The 20417-nt window shown below is 53.3% G+C and carries 19 protein-coding genes; 12 read left to right on the top strand and 7 right to left on the bottom strand.

What is annotated here, in order from left to right:
* Nucleotides 1-80: 80 nt before the first annotated feature.
* A complete protein-coding gene (locus tag ACPXV9_RS03385; RefSeq protein WP_423894588.1) occupies nucleotides 81-1529 on the bottom strand; it encodes a wax ester/triacylglycerol synthase family O-acyltransferase in 1449 nt (482 codons plus the stop codon).
* Between the two features lie 104 nt (nucleotides 1530-1633).
* Entirely contained in the window at nucleotides 1634-2557 is a 924-nt protein-coding gene (locus ACPXV9_RS03390; protein ID WP_423894589.1) for a lysophospholipid acyltransferase family protein, read from the bottom strand.
* Between the two features lie 246 nt (nucleotides 2558-2803).
* On the opposite strand from ACPXV9_RS03390, the gene ACPXV9_RS03395 reads away from it, so the two are divergent.
* Nucleotides 2804-3718, top strand: coding sequence for an AraC family transcriptional regulator ligand-binding domain-containing protein (locus ACPXV9_RS03395; RefSeq protein WP_423894591.1), 915 nt, complete (start codon nucleotides 2804-2806; stop codon nucleotides 3716-3718).
* Nucleotides 3719-3747: 29 nt separating this feature from the next.
* Here ACPXV9_RS03395 and ACPXV9_RS03400 read toward each other — a convergent pair whose 3' ends face one another.
* On the bottom strand, nucleotides 3748-6792 hold the full coding sequence (locus tag ACPXV9_RS03400) for an efflux RND transporter permease subunit (RefSeq protein WP_423894593.1): 3045 nt from the start codon (nucleotides 6790-6792) through the stop codon (nucleotides 3748-3750).
* Nucleotides 6789-7925, bottom strand: a complete 1137-nt coding sequence (locus ACPXV9_RS03405; RefSeq protein WP_423894594.1) for an efflux RND transporter periplasmic adaptor subunit — start codon at nucleotides 7923-7925, stop codon at nucleotides 6789-6791. The genes ACPXV9_RS03400 and ACPXV9_RS03405 overlap by 4 nt, the downstream gene beginning before the upstream one ends.
* 124 nt (nucleotides 7926-8049) lie before the next feature.
* On the opposite strand from ACPXV9_RS03405, the gene ACPXV9_RS03410 reads away from it, so the two are divergent.
* Nucleotides 8050-8718 carry a TetR/AcrR family transcriptional regulator gene (locus ACPXV9_RS03410; RefSeq protein ID WP_423894596.1) on the top strand — a complete coding sequence of 223 codons (669 nt, stop codon included), beginning with the start codon at nucleotides 8050-8052 and terminating at the stop codon, nucleotides 8716-8718.
* A gap of 19 nt (nucleotides 8719-8737) precedes the next feature.
* Here the strand turns inward: ACPXV9_RS03410 and ACPXV9_RS03415 are convergent, their stop codons facing one another.
* The 3 genes from ACPXV9_RS03415 to ACPXV9_RS03425 form a co-directional block, all read right to left on the bottom strand.
* Entirely contained in the window at nucleotides 8738-9916 is a 1179-nt protein-coding gene (locus tag ACPXV9_RS03415; protein ID WP_423894597.1) for an MFS transporter, read from the bottom strand.
* A gap of 80 nt (nucleotides 9917-9996) precedes the next feature.
* Nucleotides 9997-10944: a hypothetical protein gene (locus ACPXV9_RS03420; protein WP_423894599.1), complete on the bottom strand. Its 948-nt coding sequence runs from the start codon at nucleotides 10942-10944 to the stop codon at nucleotides 9997-9999.
* Nucleotides 10945-10979: 35 nt separating this feature from the next.
* Entirely contained in the window at nucleotides 10980-12083 is a 1104-nt protein-coding gene (locus ACPXV9_RS03425; RefSeq protein WP_423894600.1) for an isopenicillin N synthase family dioxygenase, read from the bottom strand.
* Between the two features lie 424 nt (nucleotides 12084-12507).
* On the opposite strand from ACPXV9_RS03425, the gene ACPXV9_RS03430 reads away from it, so the two are divergent.
* The 10 genes from ACPXV9_RS03430 (at nucleotide 12508) to ACPXV9_RS03475 (ending at nucleotide 20394) form a co-directional block, all read left to right on the top strand.
* Complete coding sequence (locus ACPXV9_RS03430; RefSeq protein WP_423894601.1) at nucleotides 12508-13482, top strand: ABC transporter substrate-binding protein; 975 nt, start codon at nucleotides 12508-12510, stop codon at nucleotides 13480-13482.
* Between the two features lie 200 nt (nucleotides 13483-13682).
* Complete coding sequence (locus tag ACPXV9_RS03435; protein WP_423894602.1) at nucleotides 13683-14648, top strand: ABC transporter permease; 966 nt, start codon at nucleotides 13683-13685, stop codon at nucleotides 14646-14648.
* A gap of 49 nt (nucleotides 14649-14697) precedes the next feature.
* Nucleotides 14698-15615, top strand: a complete 918-nt coding sequence (locus ACPXV9_RS03440; RefSeq protein ID WP_423894603.1) for an ABC transporter ATP-binding protein — start codon at nucleotides 14698-14700, stop codon at nucleotides 15613-15615.
* Nucleotides 15616-15617: 2 nt separating this feature from the next.
* Nucleotides 15618-16385, top strand: coding sequence for a creatininase family protein (locus ACPXV9_RS03445; RefSeq protein ID WP_423894605.1), 768 nt, complete (start codon nucleotides 15618-15620; stop codon nucleotides 16383-16385).
* 32 nt (nucleotides 16386-16417) lie between these two features.
* Nucleotides 16418-17782, top strand: a complete 1365-nt coding sequence (gene glnT, locus ACPXV9_RS03450) for a type III glutamate--ammonia ligase (protein ID WP_423894607.1) — start codon at nucleotides 16418-16420, stop codon at nucleotides 17780-17782.
* 20 nt (nucleotides 17783-17802) lie between these two features.
* Entirely contained in the window at nucleotides 17803-18120 is a 318-nt protein-coding gene (locus ACPXV9_RS03455; protein WP_423894609.1) for a glutamine amidotransferase-related protein, read from the top strand.
* Between the two features lie 34 nt (nucleotides 18121-18154).
* Nucleotides 18155-18502, top strand: coding sequence for a hypothetical protein (locus tag ACPXV9_RS03460; RefSeq protein WP_423894610.1), 348 nt, complete (start codon nucleotides 18155-18157; stop codon nucleotides 18500-18502).
* Nucleotides 18503-18524: 22 nt separating this feature from the next.
* A complete protein-coding gene (nikR, locus tag ACPXV9_RS03465; protein WP_423894612.1) occupies nucleotides 18525-18995 on the top strand; it encodes a nickel-responsive transcriptional regulator NikR in 471 nt (156 codons plus the stop codon).
* 38 nt (nucleotides 18996-19033) lie between these two features.
* Nucleotides 19034-19753, top strand: coding sequence for an urea amidolyase associated protein UAAP1 (locus tag ACPXV9_RS03470; protein ID WP_423894614.1), 720 nt, complete (start codon nucleotides 19034-19036; stop codon nucleotides 19751-19753).
* Between the two features lie 50 nt (nucleotides 19754-19803).
* Nucleotides 19804-20394 (top strand): urea amidolyase associated protein UAAP2, encoded by a 591-nt coding sequence (locus ACPXV9_RS03475; protein ID WP_423895038.1) that lies wholly within the window; start codon nucleotides 19804-19806, stop codon nucleotides 20392-20394.
* Nucleotides 20395-20417: the final 23 nt, after the last annotated feature.

Consider the following 20417-nt stretch of genomic DNA (forward strand, 5'->3'; position numbering starts at 1 on the left):
TGGCGCGTACAGTCATTTAAGGGCAGAAAGCAGGCCGAAAATTACCTGTCTGCCCCCGTGATTGTGTTGCGTAGGATGAGTCAGGCTGCGGTCTTTTTTCTGGCGCTTTTGTTTTTGGTCTTGCTGGGTTTGGCCGGTAAAAATTCTTTGGCAAGACTGGCAAAGGCTGCTTCGATGTAGGTGGTCAAAAGCTCAATGCGGGGTAAAAATTCCGCTGAGGCCACCACCCCAAAATACAACTTGCCGTCGTAACTGAGCAGGGTGACATTGATACGCTGTCCCGGGTACAGGGCACTGACCGGATACCAATTCAACAATGCGGCTTCGCCCTGAAACAGGGTTTGTCTGGGGCCCGGGACATTGGAAACCAGAAAATGGGCGGCACCCGGCGCCAGTGATTGGGTGCTGGTGGTTTCCAGCGACTGCGCCAGTGCGCCGGTCAACAGGCTATAGGTTTCCAGACTGCTTTTGCTGTTGTTTTCAACCAGATCACGCAGGCCTGTCAGGGATTTACCGATTTCTTCGAAGCGACCGCTTAGATCACAATCGGCGTCTGCCAGACTGACGGGCAGGGCGGCAACGCTGTTACCGGCTTGGTCCGATTCCTCTTTACCTCTTAGGCTGACAGGGATGTTGACGTGCAGGGGGGCGTCCAGAGGCGCGCCAATATCTCCAAGATAGCGGTGCATGGCTTCATCAACACAGGTCAGAACCACATGGTTCAGGGAGCCGCCGCTTTGGTGGCAGACCAGCTTGACCTGATCGAGCGGCAGGCAGGCGGTTGCCAGTGAGCGTTGTGAACTGGCGTCGCCATTCAACAGGCAATCTTTGGCACTGAACGGTATGGTCAGTGGGGTTTCATTGATGCCAACGGCTTCCTTGATTAACTGCATGGACAGGTGGCCAAGGCCCACCAGATTCTTGGCACTTTTTTGGGCGGCGTCGATGCGCCCGGTGAGCATTTTTTGCTGGCGCTGCAGCCAGCTTTGGTCGGACAATTTAAAGTCTGGATAGTCCCGCTGCCACAGCGGCAGGCTATCCTTCAGAGGTTTGTTGTCGTGGGCGATGGCAATCATTGACATGGCGGTCATGCCATCGATCAAAGCGTGATGCAGACTGAAGTACATGGCGAAGCGATCTCCCGCCAAACCGTCGATGATATGCAGACTCCACACGGGGCGATCGCGCTTGAGAGGCTCTTCATGCAGCTCGCCGACTTTATTCAGCAGTTGTTGTTCGCTGGCCTGATCCGGCAGGCGGTGAAAACGCAGGTGGCGAGCGATATCGAAGTTGTCGTCTTCTATCCAAAATGGGCGCAGCGGATTGATGCCTGCCAGCTTCCAGTTAAACGGCGCAGTAGCGGTATTGCATCCAAGCCAGTGATTGTAGAGTTGATAGGCATAATCTTCGCCGGAATCAGCGGGCTTTTCATAGTAAAACAGGCTGGCGATGTGTTTTGGCGCTTCGGTGGTTTCGGTCAGCAGGAAGGCATTGTCCAGCAGCGCGAGAGGGCGTTTTTGTTGTGACATAATTTTTATCTCTCGTTTCAAATAGAAAAAAGGCGCGCCTGTCGATCAGAGAGCAGACGCGCAAACTTGGTTTTCACAAAGAGGTAAACAACCAAACAGAGAAATTATCCGAAGATCGGGAAGCGACGCTTTTTGGCTAATCGATCCATGCCAGCCTGAATCGCGCCTTCTACTTGGTCATAAATGGCCTGTACGTACTCTTCGTCGTTGGCCATTTCCGGATCGTTGGAGACGTAGATTGGATCCAATACTTCGGTTCGAATCTTGGCGGGTAGCGGAATGTGCTGGAACGGTGTCAGAGTGACGCCCAGACCAAACGGGTAGCTGAGAGTGATGGGCGCTACTTCGGTACGCAGCTTCTCTTTCAGACCGAGCATTTTCGCTAGACCGCGACCTTCAGACAGAACAAACAGGGTGTCGTGACCGCCGACAGTGGCAACCGGAGTAATGGGCACGCCCTGTTTGATGGCCAGACGGATAAAGCCCTTGCGGCCGCCGAGGATGGCTTTGTCGCGCTTTTTCCAGCTGCGGCAGGAATCCACTTCGCCGCCGGGCCACAGAATAACGTCATCGCCCTGATCCAGAGCTTTACAGATATTTTCGCGGCTGGGTGATAAGGCTCCGAGGCGTTCAAAGTAGTTACCTACTACCGGCGCATTCATCAGCAGATCGTGTGCCGTACCATGCAGTTTGCGTTTTTCTCCAAAATGACGCCACCAAGCCATCACAAAGGTCCAGGCATCCATGGTCAGAGAGACACCGGAGTGAATGCCAATCACCAGAGAGGGGTCTTTGGGCAGACGATCAAAACCATCGATTTCCAGACGGAAGTAGTGATCCATCAGGCGATTCCAGAGAGGCGCCTGACCATTCATCAGTTCAGGATCGGGACCATTCAGACCGCGAAAGTCACTCTTGGCTTCGTTAGCTGGCTCGGCGGCTTTAACTGTCTTGATGGCCGCTTGTTTGGCTTTAGCTGCTTTTGGTGACGCTTGTGATGCTTTTTGCTTTTTGGCTGGCTGACTCATGGCTAACCTCAGGGTATTGTTGTTGAATTTGTGTACTAACTTGTTGGTCAAATGATCTTTTGGTGCGTCATCTGATCTTTATGGTTGTTACTTTAGTCTTGATTTGTGTACCGGTATTGATAATCTATGCCAAGCTATTGATAATTGATGCCATATTGGTGTTTCTGATGGGGGTGAGCCATTCGCGTTAACAAATCATTCAGTATTTTGCTCAGCCAGTGGTTACAACAGCAGGGATTGCAGGGGATGTCATTGCAGGCAGAGCTGCGCCAGTTACAGGAGCGTGAAAGTATCTCGGTGGCCGAATGGGAAGCCATTTTGCGTCGCTGCCAGGCCAACTGGCCCGAAGACAGTCTGCCGATCAAGATAGGAAGCGGTATCCGTATTGAGCACGCCGGGGTGTTGGCTTATTTGTGTTTGAACGTGAACAATCTGGGTGAGGCGTTAAAAACCTACATTGATCATGAGCGCAGGTTATACAGCATAACCTTGGGGGAGATTACCCATACGGAAGACCAGATGATCATTACCTGGCCTGATTTTATCCCGGCCATGACGACCGAAGTGGGCGTTTGCTCACTGCTGAATTTCTTACAGCGACTGTTTCCCCTGCATTTGGCGTTAGAGGGTGTCGAATTTGCTCAAGCCAGCTGGACCGACAGTCAGGCCGACTATGAATTGGAATTTGGCTGCCCTGTCACTTTCGACAATGGACAAACGCGTTTGCTGTTCAACCTGGAGGGATTAAAGGAACCTCCGCAAACCTTTCAGTCCATCCATCAGCGCCGTCACGCCCAGCGACTGGCGTTCAATCAGATATTACCGTTGGTTGATCAGTTTCCGAGGTTACTGCAGCAGGAGATCAGTAAAGCGCTGCCCAGCGGGCAAGTACAAATAAGCCATATTTCTCGCTCCATCGGGATGTCGACCCGAACCCTGCAGCGCCGTCTGGATCGCTATGGTCTGACCTATCAGCAGCTTTTGACCGGATTAAGGGAAAACCTCAGCAAAGACTATCTGGCCGATCCAAGTCTGTCCCTTTCCGAAATTGCCATGTTGCTGGGGTATTCGGAACAGAGTGCTTTTTGCCGGGCCCACAGTCAGTGGGCGGGTATCACCCCCGGGCGCCTGCGGTTGCAGTTGTTGGGTGTCATTAGCTAGCAGCGATGAGCTGATCTGCACCGCTTGCCCTAACGGCTAACCGCTGGGGCGCTTGCAACCCGGGTGTCGGCAGGCCGCTGCCCCAACAACAAGCGGCACAGGCTTGGAATCACCACCAGGGTCAGCAGCGTGCTCATGGCCAGGCCTGAAATGATCGCCCAGGCCATGGGCGGCCACAGGGTCGATTGCGACAGGGCCAGAGGCAACAGTCCCAGGATGGTGGTGGCGGTGGTCAACAATATGGGGGCTGTGCGCTGGCGGATGGCGTCATAGACGGCCTCGTCGATGGTTTTACCCTCGGCGAGATTCTGATCGACGACATCGATCAGGACAATGGCGTTGTTCACCACAATGCCGATCAGTGCAATAACCCCCAGCAGCGGCTGGAAGCCAAAAGCCGAATCGCTCAGCAGCAAGCCGGGAACGATGCCCAGAGCCGCCAGGGGAATGGTGGTCAGAATAATGCCGATGCGGCGAAACGAGTTGAACTGAATCAACATAAAAAACAGCAGTGCCATCACACCGATTGGCGCCGTGGCGACGATGGCTTTGTTGGCGTCTGCCGATCCTTCCGATTCACCACCGATGATGAGATCGACCCCGTCGGGCAATGGTGACTGTTGCAGTTGCTGGTAAAAGGCTTGCAATACCTGATTGTAGGCGGCTCCCGGTTGCAACTCGCTGAGCAGAGTGACGGTGGGCAGGAAGTTGTGATGGTGTATCTCCGCCGCGGCCCAGCGGGTTTTCAGCGTCGCCAGGGTTTCCAATGGGATCGGCTGCTGTTCGCGGTAGACATAGAACGATGGCACGCGATCCAGTCCGGTGTCGCTGCCGGCGCTGGAGCGCACCCGCATGGTGACCGGATCGTTGCTGTAGCGAAACTGTCCGGAGTCCAGCCCCCGGGTTTGGGCAAACAATTCGCTGGCCACCGTGTTGCGATTCAGCTTCATGTCCACCAGGGTGTCATCGATCAGGCGCAGGTGAATCTCCGGTATCCCCTGATCCAGGTTACTGCGAATGTTGCGTGTGCCTGCAGACTGATGCAGCGCCTTGAGGGCGATCTGGGTGGCGGCAAACAGCACGGTCTGATCCGGGTGTTGCAGATGCAGTTCGATGGGCGCCGCCAGTGGCGGCCCCTGCCCCATGCCGCGCGCCACCAGCACCGCTTCGGGCATCTTGCGTTGCACCTCGGTATCAATCCAGTCGATGATGGCCCGGTTGTCATCGAAAGACCGGGTGGTGACCATCAGGCGCGCCCGGCTGGGGTCGCTGGGTTTGGTTGAAAGGTTGTAGTAGAAGCGAAAACCGGTGGCACCCACGGTGCGCATCACCGCTGCCACATCGTCGCGTTGTTTCAGTTCGGTCTCAAGCCAACCGCTGAGTCTGGCGGTGTGCTCGACGGGAGTCCCCGCCGGTAACTCCAGATCAATGACCATTTGATTGCGGTCGGCGCCGGGGAAAAACTGCAATTTCAACTGCGTCGCCGAGGCGCTGACCAACACCAGTAAAGCGGCGATCAACAACAGCGGCAGCCAGCGTGAACGGCGCTGGATGGCGATGGCCCTGGCCGCGATCCGGTCGCTGATCATGGTGGACCGGCGCGCAGCGGGCTTGAGCCAGTAAAAGGCCACCATGGGCAGAACGATCACCGAGATCAGGTAGCTGGTGATCAGGGCCAGGGTAATCATGACCGGGATGCCGCGGGTGAAATCGGCGGTGCCGCCCTTGGACAGCAACAGCGGAATAAAGGCGGCAATGGTGGTGCCCGTGGAGGAAAACAGGGGCAGTGCCAGCTGGCTGACGGAGTCTTTCACAGCCTGAGCACGGCTCAGACCCAGGCGCAGTTTTTTGTCGATCGACTCCACAATGACGATGGCGTTATCCACCAGGATGCCGAGCGAGATGACCACGCCGATCACGGCAATCTGGTGGAGGATGCCGCCACCCAGGTTGTAGACCGCCAAGGTCACCAGGGCAACCACCGGCAACACCATGGCCACCAGCAGCCCATTGCGCCAGCCCAGTGCCAACAGCACCACCAGAGCAATCACCCCGGCACTGATCAGCAGGCTCAGCGACAGGCCGTCGAGCCGCTGTTGCACAAAATCCGGTTGAAAAAAGGTTTCGCGGATCTGCAGTGGCTGAAACGCTGGCGCGAGCTCGGCTACCCTGGCGCGCAGGCGCTCGCCAAAGGCGATGGTGTCGGTTTGCCCGCGAACGGCGATGATGCCCAGGGAGACCGCCCGGTGACCGTCGTGGTAGGTCTGGGCGGCCAGTGGCTCACGCGGTTGCATGGCAACCGAGGCGATGGCGCTCAGTGGCACCCGCTGACCGTTATCGAGTTCAATGGGCAGCTGTTGTATGTCCCGCAACGACTGCAGGTCCGAGGCGGTATTGAGACGGATAAACTGCTCGCCGGCATTGATCAGTCCCCCGGGAATCAGCTGGTTGCGTTGCTGCAGGGCCGTCATCAGATGCTGGCGATTGATGCCCAGTCGGTTGAGCTCGCCACTGTCAATTTCGACCACCAATTCTTTCTCCGGTGCGCCAACGATTTCAATCCGGGAGACGCCCGCGACCCCCAGCAGCATGCGCTTGAGTTCCTCGGCGGCATCGGCCAGAAACACCGGGTCGTCGGAACCGGTGACACTGAGGATGACCGTGGGAATTTCCATGCGCCGATCTTCCAAGACAATGTCGCTGACCCCATCGGGAAATTCCCCTTCGGCGCGATCCATGGCACGTCGGACCCTGTCCCAGGCGGCGTCGGTATCGTAGATGGTGTCGGCCAGGTTGAGGGTGACAATCGCCACATTATCGCGGGATACGGAGCTGATTTTTTCCAGCTCCTCGACCTGCGCCAGCTCTTCTTCCAGTGGCTCGGTAATCAGTTTTTCAATCTGCCGGGCGGTGGCTCCCGGGTAAGTTATCTGCAGGGTGCCCACCCGGTAGGGGAAACTGGGGTCCTCCTGACGAGCCATGGTGCCGTAGGAAACCAACCCGGTGAGCACTGCCAGCAGGGCAAAGGCGAACACCAGTCGCTGGTAGCGCACCAGCAGCTCGAAGGCGTTCATCGGACGATCTCAACAGAGGCGCCAGCGAACAATTGCCTGACGCCCGCAGAGACAATCCTGTCGTTGGGCTTGAGGTCACCGCGGACGGTTACCAGACCGTTGGCCAGCTGCCGGGGCTCAACCTGCACCGCTTCAACAATCTGTTGCTCGGTCACACGATACACCACGGCGCCGCTGTCACCGCGTTTGACCAGCGCGGAGGTGGGCAGGGCGAAGGTGGGTGTCAATGCGTGGCTGTCCTCTGTGTAAGGGAAATGCACGCTGGCGCTCAGGCCGGGGCGCACCGAGGCGGACGGCAGTGCCACCACAACAGTGGGTAGGGCACCCCGTTCCCGAAAGGGGGTGACCTGCTGGATAACGCCCTGCAACGGAGCCGCGGAGCCGAGTAGAGGCAGGCTTACGCTGACAGAATCCCCGCTCTGCACAACCGCAGCAGTGGCTTCGCTGACGGTCACTTCAACCTCTACCTGTGAGGGGTCGGCCAGCTGCACCAGTGCCTGGCCGGGCACCACCACTTCGCCCGGCTCTATCAGGGTGTCAGTGATCATCCCTGCAAAAGGGGCGCGAATCTGCTGCTCCTGATTCACTTGATTGGCACGCAAATAGTCGGATTCGGCGGACGACTCGGCCGCCTGGGCTGCCAGTAGCGCGGTACGGGCCGTTTCATTTTCCTGCTTACTGGCCACGTTGACTTTGAACAGATCGTTGATGCGTCGATAGTCGCGCTCGAGTTGCTCGCGGGTTACCCGGGCCTGTTGCCACTGCTTGCTGGCGGCCAGCGCCGCCGGTGTGGCCTCGGGATTGAACAGACTCACCAACAATTGCCCCGCGTTGACCTGATCACCCAGCTCCACATGTCTTTCCATCACCCGGCCGATTACCTGGGGTCTGATGGTGGCGCGCTGGGTGGCGCGAGTCGTGCCACTGAAACTTCTGAAAAACTCTGGCTGCTGCTCTGTCAATGCAATGGCGCGGACCGCAATGGGGGTAGGGCGCGGTTGCGTCTCGGCTCTGCTGTCGGCACCGATAAGCATGGCCCAGGCCGCTGTCAGGGCTAATAACGACAGCAGCGCAAGCCAGCGTTTGGCCGACGTTGGCTTGAAAGAAGTGGTGCCATATGTATCGGTATTCATGTCTTAACCCCTGTGCCGATTGCGGCTTCGATGATTTAATTGACAGTTTGTCAATTATTGACAGGATGTAAATAACTGACAGAATGTCAATATTATTCGTAAGAAATGCCTGGGGAGATCACTTTTGTCACGTTTACGTTCACGCAATGCCCAAGAAAAGTCCGAGCGCCGGGATGCCATTCTCGATTCAGCCATGCGGGTTTTTTTTGCTAGGGGCTTTGAGAAAAGCTCGATGGACGATATCGCCAGGGATGCCGGCTTAAGCCGTTCTTTGTTGTACGTCTACTTCAAGGACAAGGACGATATCCACATGGGCTTGTGCGTTCGTGCCGGTCAAACCCTGGCACGCTTTATGGCCGAGGAGATTGATCAGCACGAGCGGGGCATTGATCGGGTCAAGGCCACGGGGCAGGCCTACTATCGCTTCTATCGACAGGAGCCCGGGCTGTTTTCCATTTTGAGCATGCGTCTGGGCAAGCAGAGCGAAACGGTTGGGGAACCGGAGAACATCACGCCGTTAATGCTGCAGATGCAGGAGGTGGAAGAACAGATCATGACGTTGATGGTGTCGGCCATAGAGTCCGGTCTGAAGGATCATAGCGTTGACCGGAATAAGATCAGCGACTCGTTGCAGACGGCCATGTTTTTGCGGGGATCGCTGCATGGCGTGATCATGCTCACCGATGTGGCCGGCAGTAATCTGTTTGATCGCGTTGGTTTGGTGCGTGAAGCCCTGATCGATTACGGCCTTGACACCATCACTGAATCACTGGCATTGGTCGATGCTGGGTAGCCAAAGCCCCCGGTTTAATTTACACATTACTCTGGCCGGCTGTAGCTGGTTTGCGGCAGAGCAGGGCAATGGCCAGCATTGCGGTGACCACAAACGGAATGCTCACCTGATTGATAAAGGCCCAGCCATAATCTGTCACCAGCCAACCAGAACAAATGGACGAAATCACCACACTGGAAAATACCAGAAACTCATTGGCGGCCTGCGCTTTCGGTTTTTCACTGGGGCTATAGGTTGAGGTGATGGAAGTGGTGGCACTGATAAACATAAAGGCCCAGCCCACGCCGAGAAGAATCAGCGCAATTCGGTAGTGCCACAAACTCTCGCCGGTCAGGTTGATGCCAATGCAGGCCAGAATCAGGATGCCACCGGCCAGCATCATATTGTTGACACCCCAGCGATTGATCAATTGTCCGGTGAAAAAGCCTGGCGCGAACATGCCCAGCACGTGCCACTGAATGACAATGGCGGCGTCGTTAAAATGGTGGCCGTTGTGGGTCATGGCCAATGGTGTGGCGCTCATGATCAGATTCATAATGGCGTAGCTGGTCATGCCGGCGAGTACCGCCGTGATATAGGCCGGTTGCAGAACAATAGCCAGTAAGGGTCTTTGTGCCAGTTGTTTTTCTTCCGCGCTGGTCTCTTTGAATTGCACAAACACCAACAGAATCAAGGCCAACACATAGAGCGCCAGCAGGCCGGCGAAGGCGGGCACAAAGGGGGCTCCCCAATCCAGTTTCTGCGCCTGTATCGCCATATTGGGGCCCAGTACCGCGGCCAGGACGCCGCCGGCCATGACGATGGAGATGGCTCGGGCGGCGTAGCGCTCATCGCAGGTTTCGATAACGGCGAAGCGATACAGATTGCCAAAACCGATGCCGACACCAATCAGAAAGGTAGCCACGCAAAACAGGCTAAAGTCTGAATTGAGCAGTGCCACAATGGCTACCCCTGCACCCAGAATGCCAATGCCATTGCCAAGGAAAAAACCTTTTTGCCGTCCGGTCCAGCCCATGATCATGGAGGCGGGAATGGTGGCGCACATCAGCCCCGCAAACTGCAGCGCCAACGGCAAAGTTATCAATCCGGAAGACGGCGCCAGCTGTTTACCGATCAGTGCAGTAATGGCTACCAGTAAAATATTACCGGTGGTTAACAGGGCCTGGCACAGCGACAGCAGGTATGTGCTTCGATTCACTCGACTCTTCCATGATGTTTTAAGGAGGAGTGAGTGTAGCAGACGTCCTGGCTATTCGAGACAGGCTTTTCGCTGTTTCCCTATGTCTGGACAGGGCAGAGATAGCGATTCAGTGTTTCCTGCTCTCGATCAAACCAATCTTTCGATGGACTGGTTTGGCGGGTCATGGGAGAGAAGCCAAAGTGATTTTCGATGGTATCGATACTGAAGCGTCGAATAATCTCTCTGTCCTTGTCATGGAATCGATGCAGCACGGTTTTATTGTCGCTATCCACCTCGAAGCCGTCGAGCTGAAACAGTGTCTGATTAACCCGTTGTGGCAGGGTTGAATATTTGATCCGGAAGCCATCGTCAAGATTGCCCTGAGCAATGGAAGTTTCAAACTGAAAAATGGCCTGCTGTAACAGATCGTCACTGCCGTTGCTGTCCAGTAGTTCTCTGAGCGGTTGCGGTGTGTCGGATGTTAAGGGTGTTGGGCGACCCAACACCAAGCCCGCCCAGTCGCCATTGATAATCAGTGCACCATCGCGATGGCGCACCTCGCCGGTGGTTGCATCCGTTTCTTCGAGCAGCTTCAAACCCAGCAGTGGACCACTACTGCGTGACAGCAGACGCCAATCCTCGACATAGGCGCCACTGGGGGCAAACTCAACCATGCAATCGCCGATGCGCTTGAGTTCAGCCGGCTCCGGCCAGCGATTGTGCAGTTGCAAAGAGGTACCGCCGCTCCAGCTCAATTGATCATTTAACCAGACGCTGTCGGCGCTCCAGCCCTCGTAATTGGCGAGGGCACGAATGTCGTCTGTGGAGAAATCCTGCAGCACTTTTTCGGTGACCTGTTCAGCGTCGATCGGCAATCGCAAGTCCACCGTCAGGTTGCGACTTTGCAGCCAGAATACATGGGTTTGTATATCGGTCAGGCCGTTGGCAAAACTGATGGAACGGCGCTTGAACGCGCCGATTACCCAGTCGGGCACCGAGTTGGCGGGTGTTGTTTGGTGTTGTGCAAGTAGATCCGTCAGGTTCATGGCTGCTGGCTCTTTATGTTCATGGCTGATGGCTCTTACTCTGCGACTGCGCTGGCAAGTTGGCCGAAAGACGAAAGCTCTCGGGAGCCATCAGGTAGCTCAATCTCGCCATTGGCCAGACGCTTTTTTAAATAGGCAAAGGTTTGGATAGTTTGAGCCAGCAAGTGATCACCACAGACAAGGCTCGAATCGGTTTGCTCGGGTTGGTGCTCACCCGCTGCCTTCTTTGCCAGAGCCGGAATCGGTTCGACCCGGGTGTCGTAGTCGAGGCTGGCAAAGAATGGAAACGAGTAGCGCTCTTCTTTTACCTGTCTGACGCGGTGCGAGGTGGCCATGTAGTGGCCGTGGCTGGCCACTTCCATCATGTCACCGATATTGATGACAAAGCAGTCGTCCAGAACCGGAATGTCCACCCATTCGCCGGCACCATTGAGGGCCTGCAAACCCGGAGAGGTTGGCAAGAGGATGGTAAAAAATTCGTAGTCAGTATGGGCGCCAATACCAGAATCGTTAGCACTGGCATTGGGGTTGTCGAAGTAGTGAATCAATCTGAGCTGGCTGGGTGGTTTACTCAGGCTGGCAGTGAAGTGATCTTCGGCAAGACCCAGTGCCATAGCAAAACCGGAAAATAACTTACGGCTTAAATCCAGCATGGCCTGATAGTAATCGCTGGCTGCTTGTTTAAACGCCAGGTTATCAGGCCACTGGTTACAGCCATTGCTGGTTATGCGTGCCATTAAACTGCTGGATTCCGGTCCTATGTCATAAGCCTCTTTTAAATCCGCTGTTTTATCCGGTCGGGATATTGGATCTGTGTCGCCAGATGTTCGACCGCTGTCGTCGTAGAACTGCTCCTCCCCCTGAGGTACATAGCCGCTGTGATTATTGGAACGGCCGATGTAGTGATGCATCTTGGTTTCATAATCCTGAGCAAAATACTGTTTGGTTTCCTGTTTTAACCGGCTGATCAGATCGGGATTAATGCCATGTCCCTTTAAGTAAAGAAAGCCGGCATCCCTAGTTGCCTGATCCAGGGATTTTGCGAATTGTCTGCGATCGTCAATGTTGTCGGAAAACAACAACGTCATGTCGACGATGGGCAAGGTTGTAAAGGCGCTATGAGATGGTGTGCTGCTCATGGTAACGGCTCCTGTCAATTGGATTGCTGGCCGTCCAGAGTGAGTCGAGAGATCCCGGAAACCGATGGGTTGGTTACCATCGATCGATGGGGAGTCTGTTCGCCGGGTCGTCCCGGGGTTGGATTGTCTGGAGAATATTCAATCAAAAACCGGGCCATCTAATTTATTGGGGTTAACACCGGGTTTAAGCCGATGAATTAAGGATTCGAGGTTTTCAGATTGTGCAAATTTGGGGCGCAAGTCTAAAAGCAGGCTTTAAATTGGTGCGTGAGCACCATCAGCGAAAGATTTTATGGGGACTATGTTTTGCAGGAAAAAACGATGATGGCCCGTTGTTACTGACGTTTATTGCGATAAAACACAGTTGGCATAATTTAAGCATAAAGTATTACGGAAATAATTAATCGTAATACTGGAGCGGAATATGAGAACAACACTGAAATTCTTTGTTGCCTTGATGATGAGCAGTTTCATGATTGCCAAGGCGTTTGCAGGAGCACCTCTGAAAATTGGTTACAGCGACTGGCCAGGGTGGGTGGCCTGGGAAATTGCCATTGAAAAAGGTATGTTTGAAGAGGCCGGCGTCGCGGTTGAATTCGAGTGGTTTGACTACGTTGCCAGTATGGATGCGTTTGCCGCGGGTCAGTTGGATGCGGTTGCCATGACCAATGGTGATGCGCTGGTGACCGGTGCCACTGGTGCGCAAAATGTGATGATTCTGGTCAATGACTACAGTAACGGTAATGACATGATCGTTGCCAAGCCTGGCATCAGTTCCGTGGCTGAGCTGAAAGGCAAAAAGATTGGTGTTGAAGTTGGCTTCGTTGGCCATCTGTTGCTGTTGAATGCTCTGGAAAAAGCCGGCATGAGTGAAACGGATGTGGAACTGGTTAACGTACCAACCAATGAAACTCCTCAGGTTCTGGCTTCTGGCGATGTTGATGCCGTGGTTGCCTGGCAGCCCAGCTCCGGTCAGGCGCTGAAGCTGGTTCCCGGTTCTACCAAGATTTACTCCAGTGCCGATGAGCCTGGCTTGATTTACGATGTGCTGGCGGTTGCGCCATCCAGTCTGGCCACTCGTAAAGCGGAATGGCAGAAAGTGCTGGAAGTTTGGTACAAGGCCGTTGCCTACCTGAAGGATCCTGCCACTCAGGAAGACGCCATCAAGATCATGGCGGCCCGTGTTGGTCTGGAAGCAGAGGAATACAAAGGCTTTATCGATGGCACCAAGATTCTGACTCTGGAAGAAGCTCTGCCATTTATGGAAAAAGCTGAAGGCTTTAAATCTCTTTATGGCTCTTCTGTTATCTCCGATAAATTCAACGTCGACAACAAGGTGTATGAAAGTTCTCTGGACGTTGATTCCTACATTGACCCATCTCTGATGAAGGCTCTGTAAGTTATCGATCGGCACTGGCATGACGTTCAGTCATTGAGTGCATAAATCAGGCGGAGCACTCTGCTCCGCCTACTTTTATTAACCCTGATTCTTTTCCTTCTCTCATGCTTTGCGGTCATGTGACGGGGAGGTTATGTCCACAGGAAACGTGAAAGCGGCGTTAACTGTGATGTTTAAATTGTATTAAAGGGTAGATGAGCATGAGCGCAACCAACCTGTTTGCGGTAAGAAAAGAGTTACCAGCAAAATCCAGAGCGTCCGTGGCGTTATTGAGTTTCGCCATCCCCATATTGCTGTGGTGTGCCATCAGCTATCTGCCGTTTTTGTGGCACCCCAAAATGGAAGTTGTCGAGCCCGGTGATGTCGCTTATTTCAAACCCGGCATGCTGGTTGATCGCGCTGTCTATGACGCCGAGGTCGAAAAGATTGTTGCCAATGATGGCGTGTTGCCCGTAGGTGAAAGAGCCAATCCGATTTATCTGCCTGCGCCTCATGAAGTGGCTACTGCGTTCTACACCGCGTTTACCACCGAACCCAAGCGACGCAGTGAGAAGTGGCTGCACGAAAGTCTTTGGGACAGTATTCAAGTGATTTTCTGGGGGTTCTTTCTTTCTTCAATCATTGGTGTGCCGCTGGGGATTATGGCGGGTACCTATGATTTCTTTTCACGATTGTTTGAGCCTTTTATTGAATTCTTTCGCTACCTGCCGGCGCCTGCTTTTGGCGCGCTAGCGGTTGCCATATTGGGGATTCATCACGCCCCTAAAATTGCCATTATTTTTATTGGTACCTTCTTCCAACAGGTATTGGTCGTTGCCAATACCACTCGCAAACTGGACCCGGCACTGCTGGAAGCGGCCCAAACATTGGGCGCGAAGAAAAAGAGTTTGCTGTTCAAGGTTGTGGTCCCGGGAATTCTCCCTGATCTATACCGCGACATGCGCATTTTACTGGGATGGGCCTGGACCTATCTGATTGTTGCCGAATTGATCGGCACCAGTTCCGGTATTACCTGGTTTATTACCCAGCAAGCCCGTTATAAAAATTTCGATAACGTTTTCGCCGCCATCATCATGATTGGAATTATGGGGCTGGTGATTGATTTGATCCTGGCCTATATCGGCCGTCGTCTCTTCCCATGGCAGCAGGGCCCGGCCAAGGCCTGATGCCGATTGTAGAGACGTTAAAGCCCGAAACAGGTGAAGAGGAATAACGATGAATACCCCCCATGAATTACCCAGCTATCTGGATCAGAGTCCCGAGGTGAAAGACCGCTTTGATCGTCTGAAGCAACGCCCGGTGACGCTGGAAGTACAAGGCTTGCATAAGCACTTTGATACGCCTCAGGGGCAGATAACGGCATTAAAAGATATCAACTTCAAAGTCCATCGCCGTGAATTTGTCTGCGTGATTGGACCTTCCGGTTGCGGTAAGTCCACATTGATTCGCATTTTGGCGGGACTGGAAAATCAGAGCAGTGGAAAAATGCTGCTCAATGGTGAAGAGGTGTCCGGGCCCTGTCCAGATCGGGGCATGGTGTTTCAGGGTTATACCCTGTTCCCCTGGCTGAGTGTGAAACGCAATGTGATGTTCGGCTTACTGGAATCCGGTCACAGCTTTGCCAACGCCGAGCAGGAAGCCATGCAGTGGATTGATCTGGTTGGCCTGAGCCGTTTTGCCGACAGCTATCCCCATCAACTGTCCGGTGGTATGAAACAGCGTGTTGCCATCGCCAGAGCCCTGGCCAATCAGCCAAAAATTTTATTGATGGATGAGCCCTTCGGGGCGCTGGATGCACAGACCCGGGCCAAGATGCAGGCCTATCTGATGGAAATCTGGCAGAACATTGATATCACGGTTCTGTTTATTACCCATGATCTGGATGAGGCGGTGTATCTGGCCGACCGGATTCTGGTTCTGAAAGCCAACCCCGGCGAAGTGGATGAAGTGATTGAGGTGCCTGTGCCCCAGCCGCGTCACCCGGATCAGTTTTTGAGCGATGAATTTCTAGCGACCAAAAAACGTATCGAAGAATTGATTCATCCCCCGGGACAGGAGGATGACGAAGAGGGTGCCAACCTGAATATGGTGCGCATGGTGCCAGTCAATGATGAAGTAGGGAGTGTTTTCTGATTATGAATGCCTTACATGAAATGACCTGGGAAGAAGTGGGTGAGATGGTAGCCCGTGGTGCTGATGTCGCAGTGCTCCCCGTAGGTGCGACAGAGCAACACGGCCCGCACATGGGTTGTGGTATGGATACCGATATTGCCGACAAGCTATGCAAAGCGGCCGCTGCCAGAGCGGATGTGCTGTTGATGCCGACGCTGCCTTACGGCTGTTCTATCGGCCATTCAAAACGCTGGCCCGGTACCATCGCACTGCAACCCAAAACCCTGATCGATGTGGTTAAAGACTCTGGTGACTGGGTTCATGCCTCTGGGTTTAAACGGCTCTTTATTGTCAATTCCCATGTCACCAATTTTGCGCCGCTGCGATGTGCACTGGAGATGCTGCGAGCTGAGCACGATGACTTGATGGTGGCACTGGTCAACAGTGCTTCGATCAGCGAGCGAGTCAAGCAGGCTCATTTCGATGATGCCGATGACTGGCACGCCAACGACGCCGAAACATCGTTGATGATGGCCATCAGTCCCGCCATGGTTCGGGAAGAGAAAATGATGGATTCCGATGATGAGGATCGCACCCAAACCTGTGTTTTTTCCCATCCGGTAAATCGCACCAGTACCAACGGTGTTACCGGGTTTCCTTCCAAGGCATCAGAACAGAAAGGTCAGGAACTGTTTGAGTGGATGGTCGCGGATCTGGCCGAGCTGTTTGAGCGAGGTCAGCAGGAAACACCGCCTTTACCGCACTCCTATTTTGAAAAATGGAACGCCTAGGATTCAGCAAATTTGTTTTATCGGGATAAATAATGATGAAAAATTCAGAAGAGATACAAAAAATTCAGCAGGACTTGATGGCAAAAGGCGTTAAGTACTGCATGGGGGTTTATGTCGATATCCATGGCATACCCAAGGGCAAAGTGGTACCGATCAGTCATCTGGAGCATATGGCCCACGGTTCAGAGCTCTACACCGGTTACGCGCTGGATGGTTTGGGGCAGGCGCCTAACGACGATGAAATTGCTTCGGTTCCCGATCTGGATCACATCATTCAGCTGCCCTGGCAGCCCGAAGTGGCCTGGATGCCGGCGGATAACACCTTCAAAGGCGAACCCTATCCGCTGAATACTCGCGTTGCCCTGAAAAATGTGTTGGCCGAAGCCGAAAAAATGGGTTTCGGTATGAACCTGGGTATTGAAGCGGAATTGTTTGTGCTCAAAAAGAACGAAGACGGTTCACTGTCGATCCCCAATCCGGACGATAAATTGACCAAACCCTGTTATGACACCCGAGGTTTTCTGGATCAATTTGAGTGGCTGGATAAAATGGCGACGTCGATTGATGATCTTGGCTGGGACTTGTATTCATTCGATCACGAAGACGCCAACGGCCAGTATGAATTCGATTTTATGTACGCCGATGCGGTAACCACCTGTGACCGTTTTACCTTTTTGCGCTTGATGGCCAAGGAATATGCCAAGCAGGAAGACTTACTGGCGACCTTTATGCCCAAGCCTTTCTCAAACAAGACCGGTAACGGTGCGCATTTCAATATGTCACTTTACGATCTGGACACTGGTGAGAATGTGTTTAAGTGTGATCCCAAAGACGACCCCAATGGTCTGGGTATCACCCCGATCGGCTATCAATTTATTGCCGGTATCATCAAGCACGGTCGTGCACTGTGTGCCGCGTTTGCACCAACCGTAAACTCCTACAAGCGACTGGTCAGGCAGGGAGACATGCCTTACTTCACCTGGGCTCCGGTTTTCAATTCTTTCGGTTCCAATAACCGCACCAACTCGATCCGTGTACCCATGGGGGGCGGTCGCTGTGAATCGCGCAATGCCGACGGTGCGGTCAACCCCTATCTGGCGGCAACGCTGGCTCTGGCCGCTGGTCTTGAAGGCATCCGCGAAGGTTTGGATCCGGGTAAACCTCAGGACGACAATCTATACGAATTGTCCGAGGCCGAGCGCCGTGATCGTGGCATCGAATTTTTACCACGCACCTTGGCAGAAGCCGTGGAAGCCTTTGCTGCCGACCCATTTGTAACGGCAACGCTGGGTAAAGAACTGCGTGATGAATTCATCAAGTACAAGACCGAGGAGTGGAACGAATACCACACCACGGTCAGTGCCTGGGAAATCGAAAAATACGGCCACTTGTTTTAATGTTTTTTTGAGTTTAGCCAATGAAATCAGTGTTGATTATCCAAAATGATGCCAGAGAAGGTGCCGGTATTCTGGAACAGATCCTCATCAAAGAGCAGGTTAGTGTTCACCATTTTTATGGTTGGGATCTGACCGATGATCTGGCCAATATTCCAGTGGCATCGGGCTTGGTCATTCTCGGTGGCGCTCAGGGTGCCTATGAAGTTGAAAGCTATCCCTACCTGGCTGCCGAAATGGAGTTGGTGCGTCTTTACGCAGAACAGGACAAACCGGTTATTGGTATCTGTCTTGGTGCGCAGATCATTGCTGAGGCTCTGGGGGGGGGAGGTCAAACCTAATGATGTCAAAGAAATTGGCTGGTACCCCCTGACCATGGACAGCACCGCCGCGCAGGACTTGCTGCTCAACGATTATCCGAGCCGCTCTCCCGCCTATCATTTTCATGGTGATTACATTGCGTCACTGCCTGACAGTATCTGGTTAGCTCATTCGGATTTGACGGCCTGTCAGGCTTTTCGATTTGGTAAAAGCGTCTATGGTTTTCAGTACCATCTTGAAGTTGATCAGCCCTTGGTTGAAGAAATGTGTGATAACAATGCGTCCTATATGCGCAGTAATGGCTTTGAGCCCGATCTGGTGATCGCTGACAGCCGAACTCATATAGAAGAGTTCATTACCGATAATGTTCGGGTGCTGTCGCGCTGGGTATCGCTGCTGTAAATCTGTTTTATGGTCCAAGATTATGAGTACAAAAACTGAAGAAAATTCCAATCAGGGTGTCAGCCGCATCAGCATTTCCTTACCGGAAAACCTGTTGGCTGAATTGGACTTGATGGTGGAACATCGAGGCTTTGGTAGTCGCTCTCAGGCTATTTGCGACATGATTGCCCATGAAGTGAATGAACATCGCACCAAACTCGGTGAAGATGTGATGACTGGTACTGTGAATCTTGTCTACAACCACGGCGTACCGGGTCTGCAAAAAAAGTTGAACGAGTTGCAGTACGAGCACATTGACGAAGTGATCAGTACCTTGAATGTCAATCTGGCGGAAAATAAAACCATGTCGGTTGTTCTGGTTCAGGGGCCGGCAAAAAAATTAAAAATGATTGCTGACAGAATGACCACATTGCGTGGTATTGAATCCGGCAAGCTGCTGCTGAGCTCTTCGATCATTCCACCGATTCACCCATTACCAAAAGCAAAAACCTGAGCGTTTAACCTGAACGTTTAATACCTAGTGAGAGACCTATGAGTACCACGGAATACACAACCACGATACCCGGCGCCAGCCATTGGTCTTTGAGGGTTCGCAAAGGCACCCTGATGACCCTGACTGATCTCGAAGGCGGAGCCAATGTCGGGATGCTGTTTTATAACCCCGAGAATTTACTGGAGCGCTATAACGCACCGGACAGCCTCAAGTGCCAACACACTTTTAAGCTAACAAAAGGCAATTGCCTGTATTCGGATATGGGTCGCATCTTTGCATCCATTGTTGAGGACACGGTCGGCTGGCATGAAACTGTCTCAGGCAATTCGCGCGCCTCTCACATTGAAGCCCGCTGGGGAGCAAGGGATTATCAAAGTCATCGCAATCAATGGATGCAGAATGGTCACGATTCGTTTCTGGTTGAGTTGGCAAAGTATGGTCTGAATGCTCAGGATCTTGCCGCCAATATCAATTTATTCAGCAAGGTAACGGTGACCGATGAGGGCGGTATGAAATTGCTCGAAGAGAATAGTCCCGCAGGGAGCCGCATCAGTCTGCGCTTCGAAATGGATACACTGGTATTACTGCACACCTGTCCTCACCCTCTCAGTGAAGCAGCCGAATACCCGCGTCGTCCCGTGCAAATTGAACTTGGCGTGGCTGATCCGGTTGCCGAGGATGACTTCTGCATGAACTATCGCGATGAAAACCGTCGCGGCTTTGAAAATAATCGCTTGTATCACCTGGGGAGTATCTGATCGTGTTAACCGAAAGTAAGCTGAATCCGGACAATGCCCATTTCCGTGAAATCATTGATTCCGGTGATTACTACATTGGCGTTGTAAAAGCCGGTGAGACCCTGCGTATTCTTGATCTGGAAGGTAATCAGGCGGCCGATACCCTGTTCTTTAATGCCAGCGATCCGGCAGAGCGTTACAGTGCCATGGACACCATTCGTGAGCAGGGCAATGTCTATATCACCACGGGCACCAAACTGCGCTCCAATGACAATAACGTTATGTTGGAAATTACCGCCGATACCTGCGGTCGCCATGATACTTTGGGCGGTGCCTGTGCCACGGAGAGTAATACCGTGCGATACGATCTGGAAAAACGTTGCATGCATTCATGCCGGGACAGCTGGATGCTGGCTGTGGCCGAGCATCCGGAATATGGCATTGGCAAGCGCGATATTTCCCACAACATTAATTTCTTTATGAATGTCCCCGTAACTTCTGAGGGGGGGCTGACTTTCGAAGACGGTATCTCGGCCCCGGGAAAATACGTCGAGATGAAAGCTGTGATGGATGTGGTTGTTTTAATGTCCAATTGTCCTCAGTTGAACAATCCCTGTAACGGTTACAACCCGACACCCGTTGAATTACTGGTTTGGAATTAATAATTAGACCCACTATCACGCCG

This window comes from Candidatus Pelagadaptatus aseana (genome assembly GCF_040362265.1).
Taxonomy (GTDB): domain Bacteria; phylum Pseudomonadota; class Gammaproteobacteria; order Pseudomonadales; family Cellvibrionaceae; genus Pelagadaptatus; species Pelagadaptatus aseana.